The sequence below is a fragment of the Vreelandella sp. 21 genome (assembly GCF_050995515.1).
GTDB classification, from domain to species: Bacteria; Pseudomonadota; Gammaproteobacteria; order Pseudomonadales; family Halomonadaceae; genus Vreelandella; species Vreelandella alkaliphila.
The window spans coordinates 175,890-196,172 of sequence record NZ_CP194673.1; the positions used below are offsets into that span (position 1 = coordinate 175,890).

The 20,283-nt window shown below is 53.5% G+C and carries 14 protein-coding genes and 4 tRNA genes; 14 read left to right on the forward strand and 4 right to left on the reverse strand.

Going from position 1 to position 20,283, the window contains the following annotated elements; genetic code table 11:
- Positions 1-6: 6 nt before the first annotated feature.
- The 4 genes from ACN06F_RS00790 to typA all read right to left on the reverse strand — a co-directional run bounded on the left by ACN06F_RS00790 (position 7) and on the right by typA (position 5,212).
- Positions 7-735: an ABC transporter ATP-binding protein gene (locus tag ACN06F_RS00790; RefSeq protein WP_271910329.1), complete on the reverse strand. Its 729-nt coding sequence runs from the start codon at positions 733-735 to the stop codon at positions 7-9.
- A gap of 85 nt (positions 736-820) precedes the next feature.
- Positions 821-1,591: an ABC transporter ATP-binding protein gene (locus ACN06F_RS00795; protein WP_030074223.1), complete on the reverse strand. Its 771-nt coding sequence runs from the start codon at positions 1,589-1,591 to the stop codon at positions 821-823.
- Positions 1,592-1,643: 52 nt separating this feature from the next.
- Positions 1,644-3,077 carry a sodium-dependent transporter gene (locus tag ACN06F_RS00800; RefSeq protein WP_433924507.1) on the reverse strand — a complete coding sequence of 478 codons (1,434 nt, stop codon included), beginning with the start codon at positions 3,075-3,077 and terminating at the stop codon, positions 1,644-1,646.
- A 308-nt stretch (positions 3,078-3,385) separates the two neighbouring features.
- On the reverse strand, positions 3,386-5,212 hold the full coding sequence (gene typA, locus ACN06F_RS00805; RefSeq protein ID WP_038480345.1) for a translational GTPase TypA: 1,827 nt from the start codon (positions 5,210-5,212) through the stop codon (positions 3,386-3,388).
- 163 nt (positions 5,213-5,375) lie between these two features.
- Between typA and ACN06F_RS00810 the strand changes: the two genes are divergently transcribed.
- From ACN06F_RS00810 to rpoC, 14 genes are all read left to right on the forward strand, one after another.
- On the forward strand, positions 5,376-6,359 hold the full coding sequence (locus ACN06F_RS00810; RefSeq protein WP_433924508.1) for a biotin--[acetyl-CoA-carboxylase] ligase: 984 nt from the start codon (positions 5,376-5,378) through the stop codon (positions 6,357-6,359).
- Positions 6,356-7,195 (forward strand): type III pantothenate kinase, encoded by an 840-nt coding sequence (locus ACN06F_RS00815; RefSeq protein WP_415964665.1) that lies wholly within the window; start codon positions 6,356-6,358, stop codon positions 7,193-7,195. Before ACN06F_RS00810 ends, ACN06F_RS00815 begins: the two co-directional genes overlap by 4 nt.
- A gap of 138 nt (positions 7,196-7,333) precedes the next feature.
- A tRNA-Tyr gene (locus tag ACN06F_RS00820) sits at positions 7,334-7,417 on the forward strand.
- Positions 7,418-7,522: 105 nt separating this feature from the next.
- A tRNA-Gly gene (locus ACN06F_RS00825) sits at positions 7,523-7,596 on the forward strand.
- A 14-nt stretch (positions 7,597-7,610) separates the two neighbouring features.
- Positions 7,611-7,685: transfer RNA gene (locus ACN06F_RS00830), tRNA-Thr, on the forward strand.
- A 141-nt stretch (positions 7,686-7,826) separates the two neighbouring features.
- Positions 7,827-7,902 (forward strand) — tRNA-Trp (locus ACN06F_RS00835).
- Positions 7,903-7,975: 73 nt separating this feature from the next.
- Positions 7,976-8,359 carry a preprotein translocase subunit SecE gene (secE, locus tag ACN06F_RS00840; RefSeq protein WP_030074218.1) on the forward strand — a complete coding sequence of 128 codons (384 nt, stop codon included), beginning with the start codon at positions 7,976-7,978 and terminating at the stop codon, positions 8,357-8,359.
- 8 nt (positions 8,360-8,367) lie between these two features.
- Positions 8,368-8,901 (forward strand): transcription termination/antitermination protein NusG, encoded by a 534-nt coding sequence (gene nusG / locus ACN06F_RS00845; protein ID WP_038480355.1) that lies wholly within the window; start codon positions 8,368-8,370, stop codon positions 8,899-8,901.
- Between the two features lie 123 nt (positions 8,902-9,024).
- A complete protein-coding gene (rplK, locus tag ACN06F_RS00850; protein WP_009098963.1) occupies positions 9,025-9,456 on the forward strand; it encodes a 50S ribosomal protein L11 in 432 nt (143 codons plus the stop codon).
- Between the two features lie 2 nt (positions 9,457-9,458).
- Positions 9,459-10,151 carry a 50S ribosomal protein L1 gene (rplA, locus tag ACN06F_RS00855; protein WP_030074217.1) on the forward strand — a complete coding sequence of 231 codons (693 nt, stop codon included), beginning with the start codon at positions 9,459-9,461 and terminating at the stop codon, positions 10,149-10,151.
- 298 nt (positions 10,152-10,449) lie between these two features.
- Positions 10,450-10,953, forward strand: a complete 504-nt coding sequence (rplJ, locus tag ACN06F_RS00860) for a 50S ribosomal protein L10 (RefSeq protein ID WP_009723910.1) — start codon at positions 10,450-10,452, stop codon at positions 10,951-10,953.
- 112 nt (positions 10,954-11,065) lie between these two features.
- Positions 11,066-11,437, forward strand: coding sequence for a 50S ribosomal protein L7/L12 (rplL, locus tag ACN06F_RS00865; protein ID WP_038480362.1), 372 nt, complete (start codon positions 11,066-11,068; stop codon positions 11,435-11,437).
- A 351-nt stretch (positions 11,438-11,788) separates the two neighbouring features.
- Entirely contained in the window at positions 11,789-15,865 is a 4,077-nt protein-coding gene (rpoB, locus tag ACN06F_RS00870; RefSeq protein WP_038480365.1) for a DNA-directed RNA polymerase subunit beta, read from the forward strand.
- Positions 15,866-15,875: 10 nt separating this feature from the next.
- Complete coding sequence (rpoC, locus tag ACN06F_RS00875; RefSeq protein WP_095604371.1) at positions 15,876-20,090, forward strand: DNA-directed RNA polymerase subunit beta'; 4,215 nt, start codon at positions 15,876-15,878, stop codon at positions 20,088-20,090.
- Positions 20,091-20,283: the final 193 nt, after the last annotated feature.

A 20,283-nucleotide genomic window follows, 5' to 3' on the forward strand; every position in this document is an offset into this window, starting at 1 on the left:
CTCGGGCTAGCCGCCCAAAAAGCTTTTGGCGACGTCAGGGTCAGCCAGTAACTCAGCCCCCGTGTCTGTAAAGCGGTTTTGTCCCGCCGCCAGCACAAAGCCTTTATCGGCGATGGCTAAGGCCTGTTTGGCGTTCTGTTCCACCATCAAAATGCCCACGCCGGCAGCGTTAATTTTTTTAACCCGGTCAAAAATTTCATTCATGTAAAGGGGCGATAAGCCAGCGGTTGGCTCATCCAGCAGCAGCAGACTAGGTTCAGCCATTAGCGCACGGCCCATGGCGACCATTTGGCGCTGGCCACCGGAAAGCTCTCCTGCGGGCTGGTGGCGCTTCTCAACGAGAGGGGGGAAGAAGTCGTAAACTTGCTCCAGCATGCGCTTTACGTTTTGAGGTTTTAGATAGGCGCCCATTTCCAGGTTTTCTTTCACCGTCAGGCTGGGGAAAACGTTTTTCTCCTGGGGGACAAACCCCATTCCACGCTCAACCAACTGATTCGGCGGCAGGTTATGGATCGGCTGACCGTTAAGCAAAATCTCGCCTTGATTAACGTTCAGCAGCCCAAATACTGCTTTTAGCATAGTGGATTTGCCAGCCCCGTTAGGGCCAACAATGACACCGACTTCATCGGCATACAGGGTCATATTGACCCCGTTAAGGATATTCATACTGCCATAACCGCCGTGCACATCGCGTGCCTCGAGCAGTGGCTGTGGGGATGACGGTGTGGATGACATAAACGCGTCTCAGCTGGGTCGCACTGCGGTGAACAATGGCGACCATGTTGTTGTGGCTATTGTTTCGGTGACAAACTCAGCGCTATCAAGCGGCATCAGTACCGAAGTAGGCTTCTATAACGGCCGGATTGTTTTGTATTTCTTCAATTGAACCCTCAACCATAACGCTGCCTTGTGCCAGTACAATCACTGGATCGCAGAGCCGCGAAATCATATCCATATCGTGCTCAATCACCAGAAAGGTATAGCCCATTTCGCGATTTAAACGTTCGATGTTGCCCATCAAGTCGCCGAGTAGCGTGCGGTTTACACCGGCGGCGATTTCGTCTAACAGCACAACTTTGGCATCGGTCATCATCGTGCGGCCAAGCTCTAGCAATTTTTTCTGACCACCCGATAAGTTGCCCGCAAGCTCGTTGCGTACATGATGCAAACCAACAAACTCAATGACTTCCAGTGCGCGGCGGCGCACCTCAGCCTCCTGGCTGCGGACCAGAGCAGGCTTGAACCAGGTGTTAAATAGATGCTCCCCTGCTTGGTTGGGTGGCACCATCATCAAGTTTTCCAGCGCGCTCATTTGGCTGAACTCATGGGCGATTTGGAAGGTACGCAGTAATCCTTTGTGGAAACGTTGATCAGCGCTCAGCGACGTAATGTCTTCACCGTCCAACAGAATGCGGCCACTATCTGGCGTAAGTGCGCCCGCAATTAAATTGAAAAGCGTCGACTTACCTGCCCCATTGGGGCCGATCATGCCGGTAATCGAACCCTTTTCAACCCGGATTGAGCAGTCATTGATAACGTGCAGCCCGCCGAAGGCTTTGTTGACGTGTTGTACCTCAATAAGGGGAGTCATCGTGTCCTCGCGCCGCAGGCGACCTTTGTCCACCCGCGTTATTAGAATTATATTAAGCAGACTTACGCAGTCGCTGACTCAAGGCAAATACACCCACAATGAGCAGTGCGCCGAGGGTTGGGACAACGTAGCCTTCCACCTGTGGAATAGTGCGTAAAAATACAAACGACACCGCAGCAGGGCCAACAAAGCGCACCAGGAACCGCCAGGTTTTAAACCAAGTGATGTTGGTGCCAAGCTCTTTCATTACTTCGCTTTGAGTCAGTGCCCAGCCCGCGAATAGAGCGATCATTAGCCCGCCCAGCGGCATAAAGATATTGGTCAACAGCTCAATGAATTCAAAAGCGCTGCGTCCAAATAGAGCGTGGAAAATCGTACCTTCGGCCCATATATTGAAGCTCACCACTGTCAATAAGCCCATCGCCCAAGCCGCGACGACCATGATGGCGACTGCCTGAGGGCGCGTCATATCAAAACGCTCAACCAGGAAGGCAGCGACCGGCTCTATCAATGAAATAGACGAGCTAATCGCGGCCCCTAGCACCAGAATAAAAAAGACCCCGCCCACCAGAGCACCAAACGGCATGTCAGCAAATGCTAGCGGCAGAGTGACAAACATCAGTCCCGGGCCTTGGCCGGTTTCGAGCCCCGCACCAAATACCAGCGAGAAAATTGCTAACCCTGCCACCATGGCAACTGCAGTATCTACAAATGCCACGGCAATAGCGGTACGGGTTAGAGAGGCTTCGCTGGACATATAAGCGCCGTAGGCCATGATGGCACCCATCCCAAGACTCAGGGTGAAGAAGGATTGCCCCATCGCCTGTAACCAGCCTTCTAAGCTGAGATCAGCAATATTGAACGTGAACAGAAAGCTGGCTGCCGCTCTTACGTCGCCATTGATGACGCCGTAGATAAGCACCACGATGAGAATAACAAACAGCGCTGGCATCATGATGCGTAGCCCTGACTCGATCCCTTTATGAATCCCCATGCCGACAATTAATGCCGAGAAGGCGATAAACAGCGTGTGATAAAGCGTCATCAGGCCCGGAGACGCCAGCAACGCATCAAAGCCAGCACTAATCGTTGCTGCATCGGCACCCACGAGTGAGCCGGTTAGCATCAGCCACGTGTAATGCAGTGCCCAGCCTGCAATGACAGAATAAAAACTCAAAATTAAAAAGGCGGAAGCAGCGCCCAGCCAGCCAATGGATTCCCAGGCACGGGAGGTCTTGTGTGTTTTAGTTAAATGGCGCATCCCCATAATAGGGCTTTGACGACTGGTACGCCCAAGCATTGTTTCAGCAATTAAAATGGGGATGCCGACAGCAAAGATGGTCAGTGCATAAATTAAAATAAACGCGCCACCACCATTTTCCCCGGTGAGATAGGGGAAGCGCCAGAGATTGCCTAAGCCGACGGCTGAACCTACCGCTGCCAGCAAAAACGTGCCTTTGTGAGTCCAGACGTTATGACCGCTCATGTGGAGGAGTGTCCGTGTGGTAGTGAAAGGATGAGGGTAACTATCCAAACACTTGTATGAATTGTAGATTGCCAGCGGCCTAGGGGCGCACTGTTAATAGCGTTACTTTGCGATAGAACGCCTACGCTTACCAGCCTGCTAGCGTTAAGGCTGCGTTTATGAAGCCACTTGGCGCAGGGGGCGGGGCGTGTGGGGTAATGCGAAGGCAGGAAATGAGTGAGGGGTGATCGTTAACCGAAGCCAAAAAAAGAAGCCCGCACATGGCGGGCTTTAGGGGTACTTACTATCGAGCATTGACTGGCAAGAGCTTACTTCTTGCTAGCACGCTTGCGCTCGTTTTCGGTCAGGTGCTTCTTGCGTAGACGAATATGGCTGGGAGTAACTTCAACCAGTTCATCGGAATCCAAGAATTCGATAGCCTGCTCAAGAGTAAACTTGATCGGCGGCGTCAACACGATGTTTTCATCGTTACCCGTTGAGCGCATGTTATCGAGTTTTTTGCCTTTGGTCGGGTTAACGACCATGTCATTGGCACGATTATTAATACCAATCAGCATACCTTCGTATACTTCAGTGGCGTGATCAATAATCAGCTTGCCGCGTTCTTGCAGGGCGTAGAGTGCATAAGCAAGGGCTTTGCCGCCAACCATTGAGACCAGTACGCCATTGCGACGCTCGATGGAAGCATCAGGCTTTAGCGGACCGTAGTGATCAAAGCGGCTGGTCAGGATGCCGGTGCCAGAGGTCAAGGTTAAGAATTGACCACGGAAACCAATCAAGCCGCGCGCCGGAATGATAAAGTCGAGACGCACACGACCCTTACCATCGGGGTTCATATTGGTCATTTCACCCTTGCGGTAGCCAAGCTCTTCCATGATCGAGCCTTGATGCTGCTCTTCACAGTCGATGATGACTTCTTCGTAGGGCTCTTGCTTAACGCCGTCGATCTCTTTAATGATGACTTCTGGGCGGCCAACCGCCAGCTCGAAGCCTTCGCGACGCATGGTTTCAATCAACACTGATAAGTGAAGCTCACCACGGCCAGAAACTTTGAACTTCTCAGGGGTTTCGCCCTGTTCAACGCGTAGCGCCACGTTGTGGATAAGCTCTTGTTCCAGGCGATCTTTAATATTACGGCTGGTGACGAACTTACCTTCTTTTCCGGCGAACGGTGAGTCATTGACCTGGAACGTCATCGAAACGGTCGGCTCGTCAACAGACAACGGCGGTAGCGCTTCAATGGCACTCGGGTCACACAGCGTGTCAGAAATTGATAGATCTTCAATGCCAGTAACGCAGACGATATCGCCTGCTGTCGCTTCCGTTGTCTGGACGCGCTCAAGACCCATATGGGTCATGACCTGGCCGATCTTACCCTTGCGGGTAGAGCCATCAACGCTGATGACCGAGATTTGCTGGTTAGGCTTCACCGAGCCACGTTTGATGCGGCCAAGGCCGATAACGCCAACGTAGCTGTTGTAATCCAGTGCGGAGATTTGCATCTGGAATGGGCCATCGATCTCAACCGCGGGCGGCTCAACGATATCGACAATTGCCTGGAACATGGGGTCCATGTTGTCGGACAGCTCTTCAGGGTCCATGCCGGCAATGCCGTTTAGCGCCGAGCAGTAGATGATCGGGAAGTCGAGTTGGTCATCAGAAGCCCCTAGGTTGTCAAACAGATCAAAGATCTGGTCGATAACCCAGTCCGGGCGTGCGCCGGGGCGGTCAATTTTATTGACGACGACGATCGGCTTCAGGCCCTGGGCAAATGCTTTCTGGGTAACGAAGCGAGTCTGCGGCATAGGGCCGTCAACGGCGTCTACCAGAAGCAGTACCGAGTCCACCATGGACATAACCCGCTCGACTTCGCCACCAAAGTCGGCGTGTCCAGGGGTGTCCACGATGTTGATGTGGTAATCCTTACCATTGCCATCTTGCCACTGAATAGCAGTGTTTTTGGCCAGGATGGTAATACCGCGCTCTTTTTCCTGGTCATTGGAGTCCATGATGCGCTCTTGGCCTTCGGCCTTGCGGTCGAGCGTTCCAGACTGGCTTAACAGCTTGTCTACCAAGGTAGTTTTACCGTGGTCAACGTGGGCGATGATGGCAATGTTGCGAAGATTCTCGATCACGACGCGATCCTGCTAGAAAAATAGGGCGGCATTATAGGGTCTGGGCGCGGTCCACTACCAGTGCTGTCTTAAATAAAGGTGCAAGTCAATAACCTAAACATGGCAGTTTTCGCTCCAGCGGTGCTTCCGTTAAGATAGGCGTTTTCCCAGTTGGGGCAAGCACATGACCATCGGTAACCTGATGCGTTTGTTGAGCGATGGCGAGGTTCATTCCGGTGAACAATTAGGTGAAGCGCTGGGCGTTTCCCGAGCCGCCGTATGGAAACAACTAAAAAAATTAGACGCACTGGGCGTTGAACTGGTGGCTGTGAAAGGTCGAGGGTATCGACTTGCCTATCCGCTAGAGCCGCTTGATGGGGCAAAAATTGTAGAGCGTTTGCCCGCTAGTGCTCGCCATCTCTTAACCAGGCTATTCATTGAAGACCAGCTGCCATCGAGCAATGAATATGTGCGCGAACGCTTTGCGCAGGGAGCCGGGCACGGTGAAGTATGCTTTGCTGAGCTACAAACCGCAGGTCGTGGCCGTCGCGGGCGCGTATGGTCTACGCCTTGGGGGCAAAGCTTGATGCTCTCGCTTGGCTGGCGTTTTGAATCAGGGGTTAACGCCCTGGAGGGGTTGAGTCTTGCGGTTGGCGTGGTGGTTGCTCAAGTGCTGGAGCAGTATGGGGTTTCACCAAAATTAAAATGGCCTAACGATATACTGCTGGCAGAAAAAGGTAGTGAGCTTGGCAAGCTGGCCGGTATTTTGATTGAAGTCACTGGGGATGCAGCGGGCCCCTGTGAAGTGGTCATTGGCATTGGCATGAATCTATCGCTACCCGATAGCCTGCGTGCCGCTATTGATCAGCCTGTGGCAGCGCTGTTTGATGCAAAAGCGGGTGTTTCGCGCAATCAGTTAGCCGCGGATATGGTGTCTGAGTTATTGAATATGCTGGCAGGCTTCGAAAGCGAAGGGTTTGCCCCTTGGCGAGATGAATGGAATAGTCGCCATGCCTATGCAGGGTTGCCGATTCGTATTATTCAGGGTGAACGCTCAAGCGATGCAGTGGCTAGAGAGGTAGATGAGAGTGGTAATCTTTGGGTTACCGAAAATGATCACTCGCGACGCCTGTCGGGCGGTGAGATCAGTGTACGCAGGCGCCTATGATTTTGGATTTGGATATCGGCAATACGCTATCGAAATGGCGTTTAAAAGATGCCGAAAGTAGTGAAATACGTTCACGAGGTGCTGTGTGGACACGGGAAGAGTGGCGGCCTGGGTCAGATATTCCGAATCTTGATATCGTCGAGGCGGTGCGCATTTCCAGTGTCGCTAGAGCTGCCGTGCTGGAGGAGACCGTTGCCTTGCTGCGTCGCCAGGTGCGCCAAGTGTATGTTGCGCGCTCAACTCCTGAGGCTCTGGGTGTTGTCAACGGGTATGAAGAGCCTGGGCGACTGGGCGTCGATCGTTGGATGGGGGCGCTGGCAGGCTATCAATTGGCTGGCGGTTGCTGTGCAGTCGATTGTGGTAGTGCGATCACCATTGATTTTGTATTACCGGGTGGTGTCCATCTCGGCGGATTTATCGTCCCCGGGTTACGATTAATGAAAGAGAGTCTCAAATTAGGCACCCGCAACGTAGCCATTGATCCAGAAAGTGAAGCTGATGCGTTATTGGAGCCGGGGAGGCGTACGGTAGATGCTGTTAATCACGGTATCTATATGGCGGCGGTCAGTGCGATTAACAGAATTTACAGTGAAGTATGCGATCAACAGGGGATTGCACTGCCAGTGCTGTTGACGGGTGGTGATGCCAGGGTGGTTTCGCGTGGTGTTCAAGTGCCCCATGCGGTATGGCCTGATATGGTCTACGGGGGGTTGGAAGCCAGCTTTCCGCTGACCTTTGCGGAACGTGCTGGAAAAATGTCAGGCGCACCAGGGGTGCCTGAACCTGTTTCGTTAGAAAAAATTCGCGCAGGTCTTGCATTCTCAATGCTGCTTTGACAGAATGCAGCGCGTTCCAAGGCATAAGCCACTTTAAACATTAGTGCGCAAGTGTTGGTAAGTTTACAAGCTTTGATAAATAAAGAGTTTGTAAGCTTGACATGGCTTTGGAGGCTGGCATAATGTGCCGCCACAGCTGGAGAGGTTCCCGAGTGGCCAAAGGGAGCAGACTGTAAATCTGCCGCGAAAGCTTCGAAGGTTCGAATCCTTCCCTCTCCACCAGTTTTATCGAGCAGTGACTGAGTCATTGCTTGGGAATGGAAGGCCGGTAAGCGGACTTAGCTACTGTATCTCGTGCAACGGGTTGTCATTCCATAGGCAAGTTCGGCGGGCGTAGTTCAATGGTAGAACCTCAGCCTTCCAAGCTGATGGTGCGGGTTCGATTCCCGCCGCCCGCTCCAGTTTGATGTATTTAGCTCATGTAGCTCAGGGGTAGAGCACACCCTTGGTAAGGGTGAGGTCGACGGTTCAATTCCGTCCATGAGCTCCATATTGCATAAAAGCGAGCTAAGCTCGCTTTTTTTGTTTTCACTTGTCAGTTTGATGAGTGTTGAGGGTTGTCAGGCGGAAAGTTATCCGCTATTATGGCGCCCGCTGTTGCGTAGGCATTTGTTTGCGCACATGACGATACAGGCCAGTAGCTCAATTGGCAGAGCAGCGGTCTCCAAAACCGCAGGTTGGGGGTTCGATTCCCTCCTGGCCTGCCAGCCTTCCCCAGGTTGGTATGTCTTTTTCTAGAATTCCTTTGTCGCTCGCTGCACCCTTGGGAGTCTCGTTTTTATGAAGCCTAGTTCCGTAAAACATGGCGAAGAGGTGCAACAGTCGCGCCATGACGGGCTCAAGTGGGCGGCGGTTGTGGCGCTGCTTGTTGTTGCAGTTGTTGGTAATACCTATTTCGCTGATATTGGCCTGCTCTACCGCGTATTAGGTGTGGTGGTGTTGTGTGCGATTGCGGGTTTGATCGCGCTGACCACCGCTAAAGGTCGCGATTTAGTAGAGCTTGCCGTCAGCGCCAAGAAAGAGATACAGCGCGTTGTATGGCCGACTCGCCCCGAAACCATTCAGACTACAGCCATTGTGCTGGCGGCTGTTGTGGTGGTGGGTTTGATGCTGTGGTTGATTGATACTCTTCTTGGCTGGGCGATGTCCGGCGTCATTGGTTAGGAGCTTTCATGTCCAAACGTTGGTATGTCGTCCACGCTTATTCCGGCTTTGAAAAGCATGTCATGCGTTCGCTTGTCGAACGCGTGAAAATGTATGGCATGGAAGATCGCTTTGGCGAAATTCTCGTGCCGACGGAAGAAGTCGTTGAAGTACGTGACGGAAAGCGCCGTAAGAGTGAGCGCAAATTCTATCCAGGCTACGTGCTGGTCGAGATGGAAATGGCCGACGAAACCTGGCATCTCGTCAATGAAACTCCGCGTGTAATGGGGTTTATTGGTGGCACGAAAGAGAAGCCTGCACCTATTACTTCGCGCGAAGCTGATGCTATTTTGCGTCGCGTGAAAGACGGTACTGATAAGCCGCGGCCCAAAACCATGTTTGAGCCGGGTCAGTCGGTTCGCGTTATTGATGGTCCGTTTGCTGACTTTAACGGTGTCGTTGAAGAAGTGAACTATGACAAGAGCCGTTTGCAGGTCAGCGTGCTGATCTTCGGGCGGGCAACGCCTGTGGAGCTTGAGTTCTCTCAGGTGGAGAAAGAGTAAGTTTAATTAAGTGGCGGGGTGGTGTGCATTGCACGCCATCCTTGCATTATGTGAAGCAGCTAAGCGCTGCTTTATGTGTACCGGGGAGCCGTAAGGCGCTATCACCCAACTGGAGTGTTTAACATGGCCAAGAAAGTACAGGCTTATATCAAGCTGCAGGTTGCTGCAGGTAAAGCCAATCCTAGTCCGCCCGTCGGCCCCGCGCTGGGTCAGCACGGCGTGAACATCATGGAATTCTGTAAGGCGTTCAACGCGGCTACTCAAGAAATTGAGCCTGGTCTGCCGACGCCTGTCGTGATCACCGTTTACTCTGACCGTAGCTTCACGTTCGTCACCAAGACGCCGCCTGCTGCCGTACTGCTGAAAAAAGCAGCGGGCATCAAGTCTGGTTCTGGTGAGCCGAACAAGAAGAAAGTTGGTACCGTTACGCGTGAACAGCTCGAAGAGATCGCTAAGACCAAAGAGCCCGATATGACGGCTTCTGATCTCGATGCCGCGGTGCGCACCATCGCTGGCAGCGCTCGTAGCATGGGCCTAAACGTGGAGGGTCTCTGATCATGGCTAAACTAACTAAGCGCGCGAAAGTTATTCGCGAGAAAGTAGACCCGAACAAAGCTTACTCTCTTGAAGAAGCGGTTGCGCTGCTCGCTGAGCTGTCCACCGTTAAATTCAAAGAGTCCTTGGATGTGGCGATCAACCTTGGTGTTGATCCGCGTAAATCTGACCAAGTGGTACGTGGCGCTACTGTCATGCCTAACGGTACTGGCAAAGACGTACGCGTAGCGGTCTTCACCCAGGGTGCTAACGCCGATGCTGCTAAAGAAGCAGGCGCTGACATCGTAGGTATGGAAGATTTGGCTGAGCAAGTCAAAAAAGGCGTGATGGATTTTGACGTCGTGATTGCCTCTCCAGATGCTATGCGTGTTGTCGGTCAGCTAGGTCAGATTCTTGGTCCGCGCGGCCTGATGCCTAACCCGAAAGTTGGTACCGTTACACCTGACGTTGCCACCGCGGTTAAAAATGCTAAGGCAGGCCAGGTGCGTTTCCGTACCGATAAAAATGGCATTATCCACACAACGTTGGGTAAAGCTGATTTTGAAGCATCCGCTGTTCTGGGTAACCTGGAAGCGCTGGTTGCTGACCTTAAGAGGCTCAAGCCGAGCTCTTCTAAAGGTATCTACTTTAAGAAAGTCACCCTGTCCACTACCATGGGCCCAGGCTTGACTATCGACCACTCTGCGTTGGTATAAGCAGGTAGTCGTACGATTTTTGTAAGAACCGAGCAAGAACTTTGCGGTCCCCTGTTAATGCGTAAGCCAGGCAGGGCATCGTCAAAGACCGCAGGTGCCGCATCTTTTAGAGGTGCGGCTTAATCGCCCTTAAAGCGCCTGCGCAGATGGTGTGGCCGCCAGTTGGTTGAGGTTTTTAGCCAAACCGCTTTCTGGTGAGCACCATCCCCCAAGGCTTCCAGCGTTATTTATTTATCGTCTGGAAGAGATGGTAACCACCGGAGCCTGTTGTGGGTTCCGGCACGAAGGAGTGATCACTGTGCCACTAGCACTTGAAGGCAAGAAAGCGATTGTTGCCGAGGTCAGTGAAGCGGCCAAGGGCGCACTCTCCGTCGTAGTTGCCGATTCTCGCGGCGTTACAGTCGGTAAAATGACCGACCTGCGTAAGCAAGCGCGTGAGAATGGCGTCCAGCTGCGTGTTGTTCGCAACACTCTGGCACGCCGCGCCCTCGAAGGTACTCAGTGGGAGTGCCTGAACGAGAGCTTTGTTGGTCCTACTCTGCTGGCTTTCTCTACCGAGCACCCGGGCGCTGCCGCTCGTTTGTTCAAAGAGTTTGCGAAGCAAGATCAGAACTTCGAAGTGAAGGCGCTGGCCTACGAAGGTGAGCTGATTCCGGCTGCTGACATCGATCGTCTGGCAACCCTACCGACTTACGACGAAGCAATTGCCAAGTTGATGTCGGTAATGAAAGAAGCCTCCGCTGGCAAGCTGGTTCGTACTCTGGCCGCCCTGCGCGACCAGAAGCAAGAAGAAGCTGCATAAGCAGGCCTTTTTGCAAGCAGTCTGCGCTGCATAAGCAGGGCGCTGCTTGAACCATGCAATGAATCCTGAGCACTCGGTAGACCGAGGCTCCCGCAAAGTTAGGAATGAGACAATGGCACTGACCAAAGACGATATCATCAATGCTGTAGCCGACATGTCCGTAATGGAAGTTGTCGAGCTGATCGAAGCAATGGAAGAGAAATTCGGCGTTTCTGCTGCAGCAGCCGTAATGGCTGGTCCGGCTGGCGGCGGCGAAGCAGCTGCTGAAGAACAGACTGAATTTGATCTGGTACTGACCTCTGCTGGCGACAAGAAAGTTAACGTCATCAAAGCAGTTCGTGAAATCACTGGTCTTGGCCTGAAAGAAGCCAAAGGTGCAGTTGATGGCGCGCCGGCTACCATCAAAGAAGCAATGTCTAAAGAAGACGCTGAAGCAGCTAAAACCAAGCTGGAAGAAGCGGGCGCAAGCGTCGAGCTCAAGTAATTCTTGTGCTGACGGCTTTACGCGCTGCGTAAGCTTCCACGGCTGGCGGCGGGCTTATCCCGCTGCCGGCCTTTTTCTGTTGTATCATGTTGCTTGGCAGCATTGCAGCAGGAAGGCTGCGGTAAGAAGCAGCAAAACAGTAAGACCGTTGTTGTGAAGCGTAAGTTGTGAAGCGTAAGTTGTGAAGCGCGAGTGATAACGAAGCGCTAGCAGCACTACTGTAACACTGTTATCTATCAAGATTTTTGACGGCGAGCTACCGATTTAGGAGCTTGCTGTCTGCGTCTGAAACGCCCGCGGGGCAGATGACCACGCATCGGTCACCCATGGTGAACAAGCTGGGGAATACAGATGGCTTACTCATATACTGAGAAAAAACGCATCCGCAAGGATTTCGGCAAACTGCCCCAAGTGATGGATGTGCCTTACTTGCTGGCCATCCAGCTTGATTCCTACTACGACTTTCTCCAGCAGGATCGTTCGCCCGACGAGCGCCACGAGATTGGTCTGCACGCGGCGTTTAAGTCCGTGTTTCCGATCGAAAGCTTCTCTGGGAATGCGGCGCTGGAGTATGTCAGCTACCGTTTCGGCACGCCGGCGTTCGATGTAAAGGAGTGTCAGCTGCGTGGCGTGACCTATTCCGCCCCGCTGCGTGTCAAGGTTCGCTTGATCATCTATGATCGCGACTCCTCGAACAAGGCAATCAAGGATATTAAAGAGCAGGAAGTCTACATGGGGGAAATCCCCCTGATGACCGAGAATGGTACCTTTGTCATCAATGGTACTGAGCGGGTTATCGTTTCTCAGCTCCACCGTTCGCCCGGTGTGTTCTTCGATCACGATAAAGGCAAGAGTCACTCCTCTGGTAAGCTGCTCTATTCTGCCCGAGTGATTCCTTATCGTGGTTCCTGGCTGGACTTCGAGTTCGATCCTAAAGACAACGTCTTCGTACGTATTGACCGTCGCCGGAAACTGCCAGCGTCGGTGTTGATGCGTGCCCTGGGAATGAGCACCGAAGAGATCCTTGAAGAGTTTTTCGAGACTAGCAAGTTTAGCATTGAAAAAACTGGCTTCTTCGTAGAGCTGGTACCGTCACGCCTGCGCGGTGAAACCGCGACTTTCGACATTAAAGATGGCGAAGGTAATGTCATTGTTGAAGAAGGGCGTCGTATTACCCAGAAGCACATCCGCCAGCTTGAAAAAGCCGGCCTGGAGCGTCTGGAAATACCGATGGAGTACCTGTTTGGTAAAACGTTGGCCAAGGATCAGATCGATACTAAAACTGGCGAGCTGATCTGCCCGTGTAATACCGAAATTACGCCAGAAGTACTTGAGCGTATGGCGCAGGGTGGCATCACCCACATCGAAACGCTCTACACGAACGATCTCGACTGTGGTTCGTTTATTTCCGATACGCTTAAGCTGGATGCCACCGGCTCCGCGCTTGAAGCGTTGGTCGAAATTTATCGCATGATGCGCCCTGGTGAGCCGCCCACCAAAGAAGCTGCTGAGACGCTGTTTAATAACTTGTTCTTCAGCGAAGATCGCTACGACCTGTCAGGCGTCGGTCGTATGAAGTTTAACCGCCGTCTGCGTCGTGATACCGACACGGGCTCTGGCGTGCTAGATCGCAAAGACATCCTTGATGTTCTGCGCGAGCTGATCAATATCCGTAACGGCTTTGGTGACGTTGACGATATCGATCACCTGGGTAACCGCCGTATTCGCTGTGTTGGCGAAATGGCTGAAAACCAGTTCCGCGTTGGCTTGGTTCGCGTAGAGCGTGCAGTGAAAGAGCGTCTTTCCATGGCGGAAAGCGAAGGTCTGATGCCGCAAGATCTGATCAACGCTAAGCCGGTAGCGGCAGCGGTGAAAGAGTTCTTCGGTTCTAGCCAGCTTTCCCAGTTTATGGATCAGAACAACCCGCTTTCTGAGGTTACTCACAAGCGTCGTGTGTCTGCACTCGGCCCAGGTGGTTTGACCCGTGAGCGTGCCGGTTTCGAAGTGCGCGACGTACACGCTACGCACTACGGTCGCTTGTGCCCGATCGAAACGCCGGAAGGTCCGAACATCGGTCTGATCAACTCGTTGGCGACGTACAGTCACACCAACAGCTACGGCTTCCTCGAAACGCCGTACCGTAAGGTCAACTCCTGTCAAGTGACGGACGATATCGTTCACCTGTCGGCAATCGAAGAGGGTGATTTCGTTATTGCCCAGGCGTCAGCTACTGTGGATGAGTCCAACAGGCTGAGTGACGACTTGGTTCAGGTGCGTCACCGTGGTGAAACCACGTTTATGCGTCCTGAGCAGGTCACACTAATGGACGTGTCTCCGCGCCAGGTTGTTTCAGTCGCGGCCGCACTGATTCCGTTCCTGGAGCACGATGATGCTAACCGCGCCTTGATGGGGGCGAACATGCAGCGTCAGGCGGTACCCACCTTGCGCGCTGACAAGCCGCTAGTGGGTACTGGCATGGAGCGCTTCGTAGCGCGTGACTCCGGTGTTTGTGCCGTGGCACGTCGTGGTGGTGTGATCGACTCCGTTGACGCGCGTCGTGTCGTGGTGCGGGTACATGAAGATGAGATCATCGGCGGTGAAGCCGGTGTTGATATCTACAACCTGACCAAGTACACCCGTTCAAACCAGAACACCTGTATGAACCAGCGCCCCATTGTGCGGCCTGGCGACAGTGTGGCCCGTGGCGATATCCTTGCCGACGGCCCGTCTGTTGATATGGGTGATTTGGCGCTCGGCCAGAACATGCGCATCGCGTTCATGCCCTGGAATGGTTACAACTTCGAGGACTCTATCCTGCTGTCTGAGCGGGTGGTTCAAGAAGACCGCTTCACCACGATTCATATTCAGGAACTGACCTGTGTATCCCGCGATACCAAGTTAGGGCCGGAAGAGATCACCGCCGATATTCCCAACGTTGGTGAGTCCGCGCTGGGTAAATTGGACGAAGCGGGTGTTGTTTACATCGGTGCTGAAGTTGGCCCCGGCGATATCCTGGTCGGTAAGGTAACACCGAAAGGTGAAACCCAGCTGACGCCGGAAGAGAAGCTGCTACGCGCTATCTTCGGTGAGAAAGCATCTGACGTTAAAGATACTTCGCTGCGTGCGCCGACCGGCATGAAGGGTACTGTCATCGACGTCCAGGTATTTACCCGTGACGGCGTTGAAAAAGACTCTCGTGCACTTGCTATCGAACAGATGCAGCTGGACGAAGTGCGTAAAGATCTTCAGGAAACCTATCGTATCGCTGAAGACGCTACTTTTGAGCGTTTGCAGCGTACGTTGGAAGGCCAGGCTGTTAATGGCGGCCCGAACCTGAAGAAAGGCGATGTGCTTGACGAGGCTTACCTCGACGAGCTACCGCGTCAGCAGTGGTTCAAGCTGCGCATGCAGGATGAGGCTTACAACGAGCTCTTGGCCCAGGCCGATGAGCAGCTCGAAAACCGTCGTAAAGAGATGGACGAGCGCTTTGAAGATAAGAAGCGCAAGCTGACCCAGGGCGATGATCTCGCACCGGGCGTGCTTAAAATCGTTAAGGTCTACATGGCGGTTAAGCGTCGTATTCAGCCTGGCGACAAGATGGCAGGCCGTCACGGTAACAAAGGTGTTATCTCGGCGATCATGCCCATCGAAGATATGCCATTCGATGAGAAGGGCGAGCCGGTTGATGTGGTGTTGAACCCGCTGGGTGTACCGTCGCGGATGAACGTTGGTCAGATCCTGGAAACACACTTGGGTATGGCTGCCCGTGGTTTGGGTGTCAAGATTGACGCGATGTTACGTGATGCCCGTGGTCAGCAAGTTGCTGAAATTCGTGACTTCCTGGGCCAGATATATAACACGCCGGGAACCCGTGTTGAGGATATCGACTCGTTAAGCGATGAAGAAATCATTGCGCTAGCGAAAAACCTCAAAGGCGGTGTGCCCATGGCAACGCCGGTGTTCGATGGTGCTAAAGAGCACGAGATCAAACACTTGCTGAAGCTTGCTGACATTCCTGAGTCTGGCCAGATGACGCTGTACGATGGCCGTACTGGCGATGCGTTTGACCGCTCGGTGACCGTTGGCTACATGTATATGCTCAAGCTGAACCACTTGGTAGACGACAAGATGCACGCGCGCTCTACCGGTTCTTACTCGCTAGTGACTCAGCAGCCGCTGGGTGGTAAGGCGCAGTTCGGTGGTCAGCGCTTTGGTGAGATGGAAGTGTGGGCGCTGGAAGCTTACGGTGCCGCGTATACGCTGCAAGAGATGCTCACCGTCAAGTCGGACGACGTCGAAGGCCGCACCAAGATGTATAAAAACATCGTGGATGGCGACCACACCATGCAGGCAGGCATGCCGGAATCCTTCAACGTACTCGTGAAGGAAATCCGCTCGCTGGGCATCGATATCGAGTTAGAGAGCTAGGAGCCGTCCCATGAAAGATTTGGTGAAAGTACTCAAATCGCAATCTCAGTCCGAAGAGTTTGACGCGATCAAGATTACCCTGGCGTCGCCGGACATGATTCGCTCCTGGTCGTTTGGCGAGGTGAAGAAGCCCGAGACCATCAACTACCGTACCTTTAAACCGGAACGGGATGGTCTGTTCTGCGCCAAGATTTTCGGCCCAGTCAAAGACTACGAGTGTTTGTGCGGTAAGTATAAGCGCATGAAGCACCGCGGCATCATTTGTGAGAAGTGTGGCGTTGAAGTCACCAAGGCTGCCGTGCGCCGTGAGCGCATGGGCCACATCGAACTGGCATCGCCAGTGGCTCACATTTGGTTCTTGAAGTCACTGCCGTCGCGTATCGGCATGTTCCTCGATATGACCCTGCGTGATATCGAGCGCGTGCTGTACTTCGAAAGCTTTGTCGTCATCGATCCCGGTATGACCACGCTGGAGCGTGGTCAGTTACTCAACGATGAGCAGTACTTTGAAGCGCTAGAAGAGTTCGGTGATGACTTCGACGCTCGCATGGGTGCCGAAGCTGTCCAAGAACTGCTGAAAGATATTGATCTGGAAGAAGAGATTAATCACCTGCGTGAAGAGATTCCGCAGACTAACTCTGAAACTAAGATTAAGAAGCTTTCAAAGCGCTTGAAGCTACTTGAAGCGTTCTACCACTCCGGCAACGCGCCGGCGTGGATGGTCATGGAAGTGCTGCCCGTGCTGCCGCCGGATCTTCGTCCGTTGGTGCCCCTGGACGGCGGCCGCTTCGCGACCTCAGACCTGAACGACCTTTATCGTCGCGTCATCAACCGTAACAACCGTCTGAAGCGTCTGCTTGACCTCAATGCGCCGGATATTATCGTGCGTAACGAGAAGCGCATGCTGCAAGAAGCGGTTGATGCGTTGTTGGATAACGGCCGTCGTGGTCGTGCCATTACGGGTTCTAACAAGCGTCCGCTGAAATCCCTTGCCGATATGATCAAAGGTAAGCAGGGTCGTTTCCGTCAGAACTTGCTAGGTAAGCGCGTCGATTACTCCGGCCGTTCGGTAATCACTGTTGGTCCGACTCTGCGTCTGCACCAGTGTGGTCTGCCTAAGAAAATGGCGCTTGAGCTGTTCAAGCCGTTTATCTACTCCAAGCTGCAGTCGCTGGGCTATGCCTCAACGATCAAAGCAGCGAAGAAAATGGTTGAGCGCGAACTGCCCGAGGTGTGGGACATCCTTGCCGATGTTATCCGCGAGCACCCGGTACTGCTTAACCGCGCACCGACGCTCCACCGTCTTGGTATCCAAGCGTTTGAGCCGCTGTTGATCGAAGGTAAAGCGATCCAGCTGCACCCGCTGGTATGTGCCGCCTACAACGCCGACTTTGACGGTGACCAGATGGCGGTACACGTACCGCTGACCCTGGAAGCCCAGCTTGAAGCGCGTGCGCTGATGATGGCCACCAATAACGTGCTGTCGCCTGCCAACGGTGAGCCGATTATCGTGCCGTCGCAAGACGTTGTTCTGGGTCTGTATTACATGACCCGCGAAAAGATCAACGCCAAAGGCGAAGGCATGGTGTTCTCTGACCTCAATGAGGTAGAGCGCGCGTTCGGTACGCAGTCGGTATCGCTGCACGCTCGCGTGAAAGTGCGTCTGGACGAAGTCGATGTCGAAGAAGAGACCGGCGAGCGTAGTTTCCATCGCCGCATCTACGATACGACGGTTGGCCGTGCGCTACTGTTCCGCATTCTGCCGGAAGGTGTGCCGTTCTCGCTAATCGATCAGCCGATGAAGAAAAAGGCGATCTCTAGCTTGATCAACGAGGTATACCGTCGTGCAGGTTTGAAACCGACGGTTATCTTCGCTGACCAACTGATGTACACCGGTTTCCGTTTGGCAACGTGGTCGGGCGCCTCTATCGGTGTTAACGACTTCGTTATTCCTGATGCGAAAACCGAGATTGTCGACGCTGCAGAAGCGGAAGTTAAAGAGATCGAAGATCAGTTCTCTTCTGGCCTGGTAACCGCCGGTGAGAAGTACAACAAGGTTATCGATATCTGGTCGAAGGCCAACGATAAAGTTGCCAAGGCGATGATGGTAGGTATCTCCAAAGAGACCGTCATCGATCGTGAAGGCAACGAAGTTGAGCAAGACTCGTTCAACAGCGTCTTTATCATGGCTGACTCCGGTGCGCGTGGTTCTGCCGCCCAGATCCGTCAGTTGGCGGGTATGCGTGGTTTGATGGCTAAGCCGGATGGCTCGATCATCGAAACGCCGATCGTCGCCAACTTCCGTGAAGGTCTGAACGTACTCCAGTACTTCATCTCGACCCACGGTGCACGTAAAGGTCTTGCGGATACGGCTCTGAAAACGGCTAACTCCGGTTACCTAACCCGTCGTCTGGTTGACGTTGCCCAGGACTTGGTCATCACTGAGACCGACTGTGGCACCGAAAACGGTTTGACCTTGCACCCGATCATCGAAGGTGGCGACATCATTGTACCGCTGTCTCAGCGTGTACTTGGTCGTGTCGTTGCGATTGATGTTATTGATCCAAGTAATGATGAAGTGCTTATTCCGCGCGGCACATTGCTGGACGAAAAGTGGTGTGCATCGCTAGACACCATGGGCGTAGACGAGATCATTGTTCGTTCTACCATTACCTGTGACACCGCCCACGGCGTGTGTGCCTCCTGTTATGGCCGCGACTTGGCGCGTGGCCATCAGGTCAACATTGGTGAGTCTGTCGGTGTTATCGCCGCACAGTCCATCGGTGAGCCGGGTACCCAGCTGACCATGCGTACGTTCCACATCGGTGGTGCGGCGTCGCGTTCATCGGCAGTAGACAGCGTTCAGGTCAAGCATGGCGGTAAAGTACGTCTCCACAACATCAAGCATGTAGAGCGGGCCGACGGCAAATTGGTCGTTGTCTCTCGCTCCAGCGCACTTGCTGTTGCTGATGACCATGGCCGCGAGCGTGAGTACTACAAGCTGCCTTACGGTGCCGAGCTGTCTGTTCGTGACGGTGATGTCGTCGATGGCGGTGCGATTGTCGCGAAGTGGGATCCGCACACTCACCCGATCATTGCCGAGGTAGAAGGTAAGGCGCAGTTTATCGACCTTGACGAAGGTGTCACCATGCACCGTAGCGTCGATGAAATGACTGGTCTGTCGTCTATTGAGGTTATCGAGTCAGCAGCCCGCCCGATGGCAGGCCGCGATAAGCGCCCGATGGTGATGCTGAAAGACGCTGCTGGCGAGTACGTGTCGGTGTCTGGATCGAATACGCCGGTACAGTACCTGTTGCCGGGCAACTCGATTATCTCTGTCGATGATGGCGCTACCATTGGTGTAGGTGAGGTTGTTGCACGTATTCCGGTAGAGGCGTCTGGTAACAAAGATATTACCGGTGGTCTGCCGCGTGTTGCCGACTTGTTTGAGGCGCGCAAGCCGAAAGAGTCGTCAATCTTGGCTGAAATCAGTGGTGTGGTCAGTTTCGGTAAAGAGACAAAGGGTAAGCGTCGCTTGACGATTACCCCAGAGTCTGGCGACCCGTTTGAAGCGTTGATCCCGAAATGGCGTCAAATCGCTGTCTTCGAGGGTGAAACCGTTGAGAAGGGTGAAGTAATCTCGGATGGTCCGAGCAACCCCCACGATATCCTGCGGTTATTGGGCGTGGCGGAACTGGCCAAATACATCACCGCCGAAGTGCAAGATGTTTACCGCCTCCAGGGTGTAGGCATCAACGATAAGCATATCGAAGTTATTGTTCGCCAGATGCTGCGTAAGGTAGAGATCTCTGATTCAGGCGACTCTGACTTTATTACTGGCGATCAAGCTGAACTCGTCCGCGTGCTAGAACAGAATGCGCGTCTCGAGAAAGAAGGTAAATTCCCGGCCAAGTATCAACGCTTGCTGCTGGGTATCACTAAGGCCAGCTTGGCCACTGAGTCGTTCATTTCAGCGGCGTCGTTCCAGGAAACGACACGTGTATTGACCGAGGCAGCGGTAACCGGCAAGCGCGATTATCTACGCGGCCTGAAAGAAAACGTGGTGGTTGGACGTCTGATTCCGGCAGGTACCGGTCTGACTCACCACGCAGAGCGTCGTCGCAAGCGCGAAGACGTTGAGCGTCTGTTCAATCCCTCGGCTACCGAAGTTGAACAGGAGCTTGGTGCTCAGTTAACCGCCCTTGATTCAGACGATGAGCTGTAATCGACGGTAAGGAAAACGAGTAACAACGAGTCGCTGGCCCTTATGGTGCAGTCTTGCTGGTTAAACCGCCAGCAAGACTTGACGCCACCTAGGGTCAGCCTTTAGAATGCGCAGCCTTTAACAGTGGGGTGGGTGCGCCCGCACCTGCTGCTAGTATTTGTTGAAAGGCCAGGCAACCATTGGAGTCAGCTAA

What these genes read in the sequence shown, in the direction of transcription:
- ACN06F_RS00790 (WP_271910329.1), bottom strand. Translation starts at nt 735, where the DNA reads ATGTCATCCACACCGTCATCCCCACAGCCACTGCTCGAGGCACGCGAT.
- ACN06F_RS00795 (WP_030074223.1), bottom strand. Translation starts at nt 1,591, where the DNA reads ATGACTCCCCTTATTGAGGTACAACACGTCAACAAAGCCTTCGGCGGG.
- ACN06F_RS00800 (WP_433924507.1), bottom strand. Translation starts at nt 3,077, where the DNA reads ATGAGCGGTCATAACGTCTGGACTCACAAAGGCACGTTTTTGCTGGCA.
- ACN06F_RS00810 (WP_433924508.1), top strand. Translation starts at nt 5,376, where the DNA reads ATGACCATCGGTAACCTGATGCGTTTGTTGAGCGATGGCGAGGTTCAT.
- ACN06F_RS00815 (WP_415964665.1), top strand. Translation starts at nt 6,356, where the DNA reads ATGATTTTGGATTTGGATATCGGCAATACGCTATCGAAATGGCGTTTA.
- secE (WP_030074218.1), top strand. Translation starts at nt 7,976, where the DNA reads ATGAAGCCTAGTTCCGTAAAACATGGCGAAGAGGTGCAACAGTCGCGC.
- nusG (WP_038480355.1), top strand. Translation starts at nt 8,368, where the DNA reads ATGTCCAAACGTTGGTATGTCGTCCACGCTTATTCCGGCTTTGAAAAG.
- rplK (WP_009098963.1), top strand. Translation starts at nt 9,025, where the DNA reads ATGGCCAAGAAAGTACAGGCTTATATCAAGCTGCAGGTTGCTGCAGGT.
- rplA (WP_030074217.1), top strand. Translation starts at nt 9,459, where the DNA reads ATGGCTAAACTAACTAAGCGCGCGAAAGTTATTCGCGAGAAAGTAGAC.
- rplL (WP_038480362.1), top strand. Translation starts at nt 11,066, where the DNA reads ATGGCACTGACCAAAGACGATATCATCAATGCTGTAGCCGACATGTCC.
- rpoB (WP_038480365.1), top strand. Translation starts at nt 11,789, where the DNA reads ATGGCTTACTCATATACTGAGAAAAAACGCATCCGCAAGGATTTCGGC.
- rpoC (WP_095604371.1), top strand. Translation starts at nt 15,876, where the DNA reads ATGAAAGATTTGGTGAAAGTACTCAAATCGCAATCTCAGTCCGAAGAG.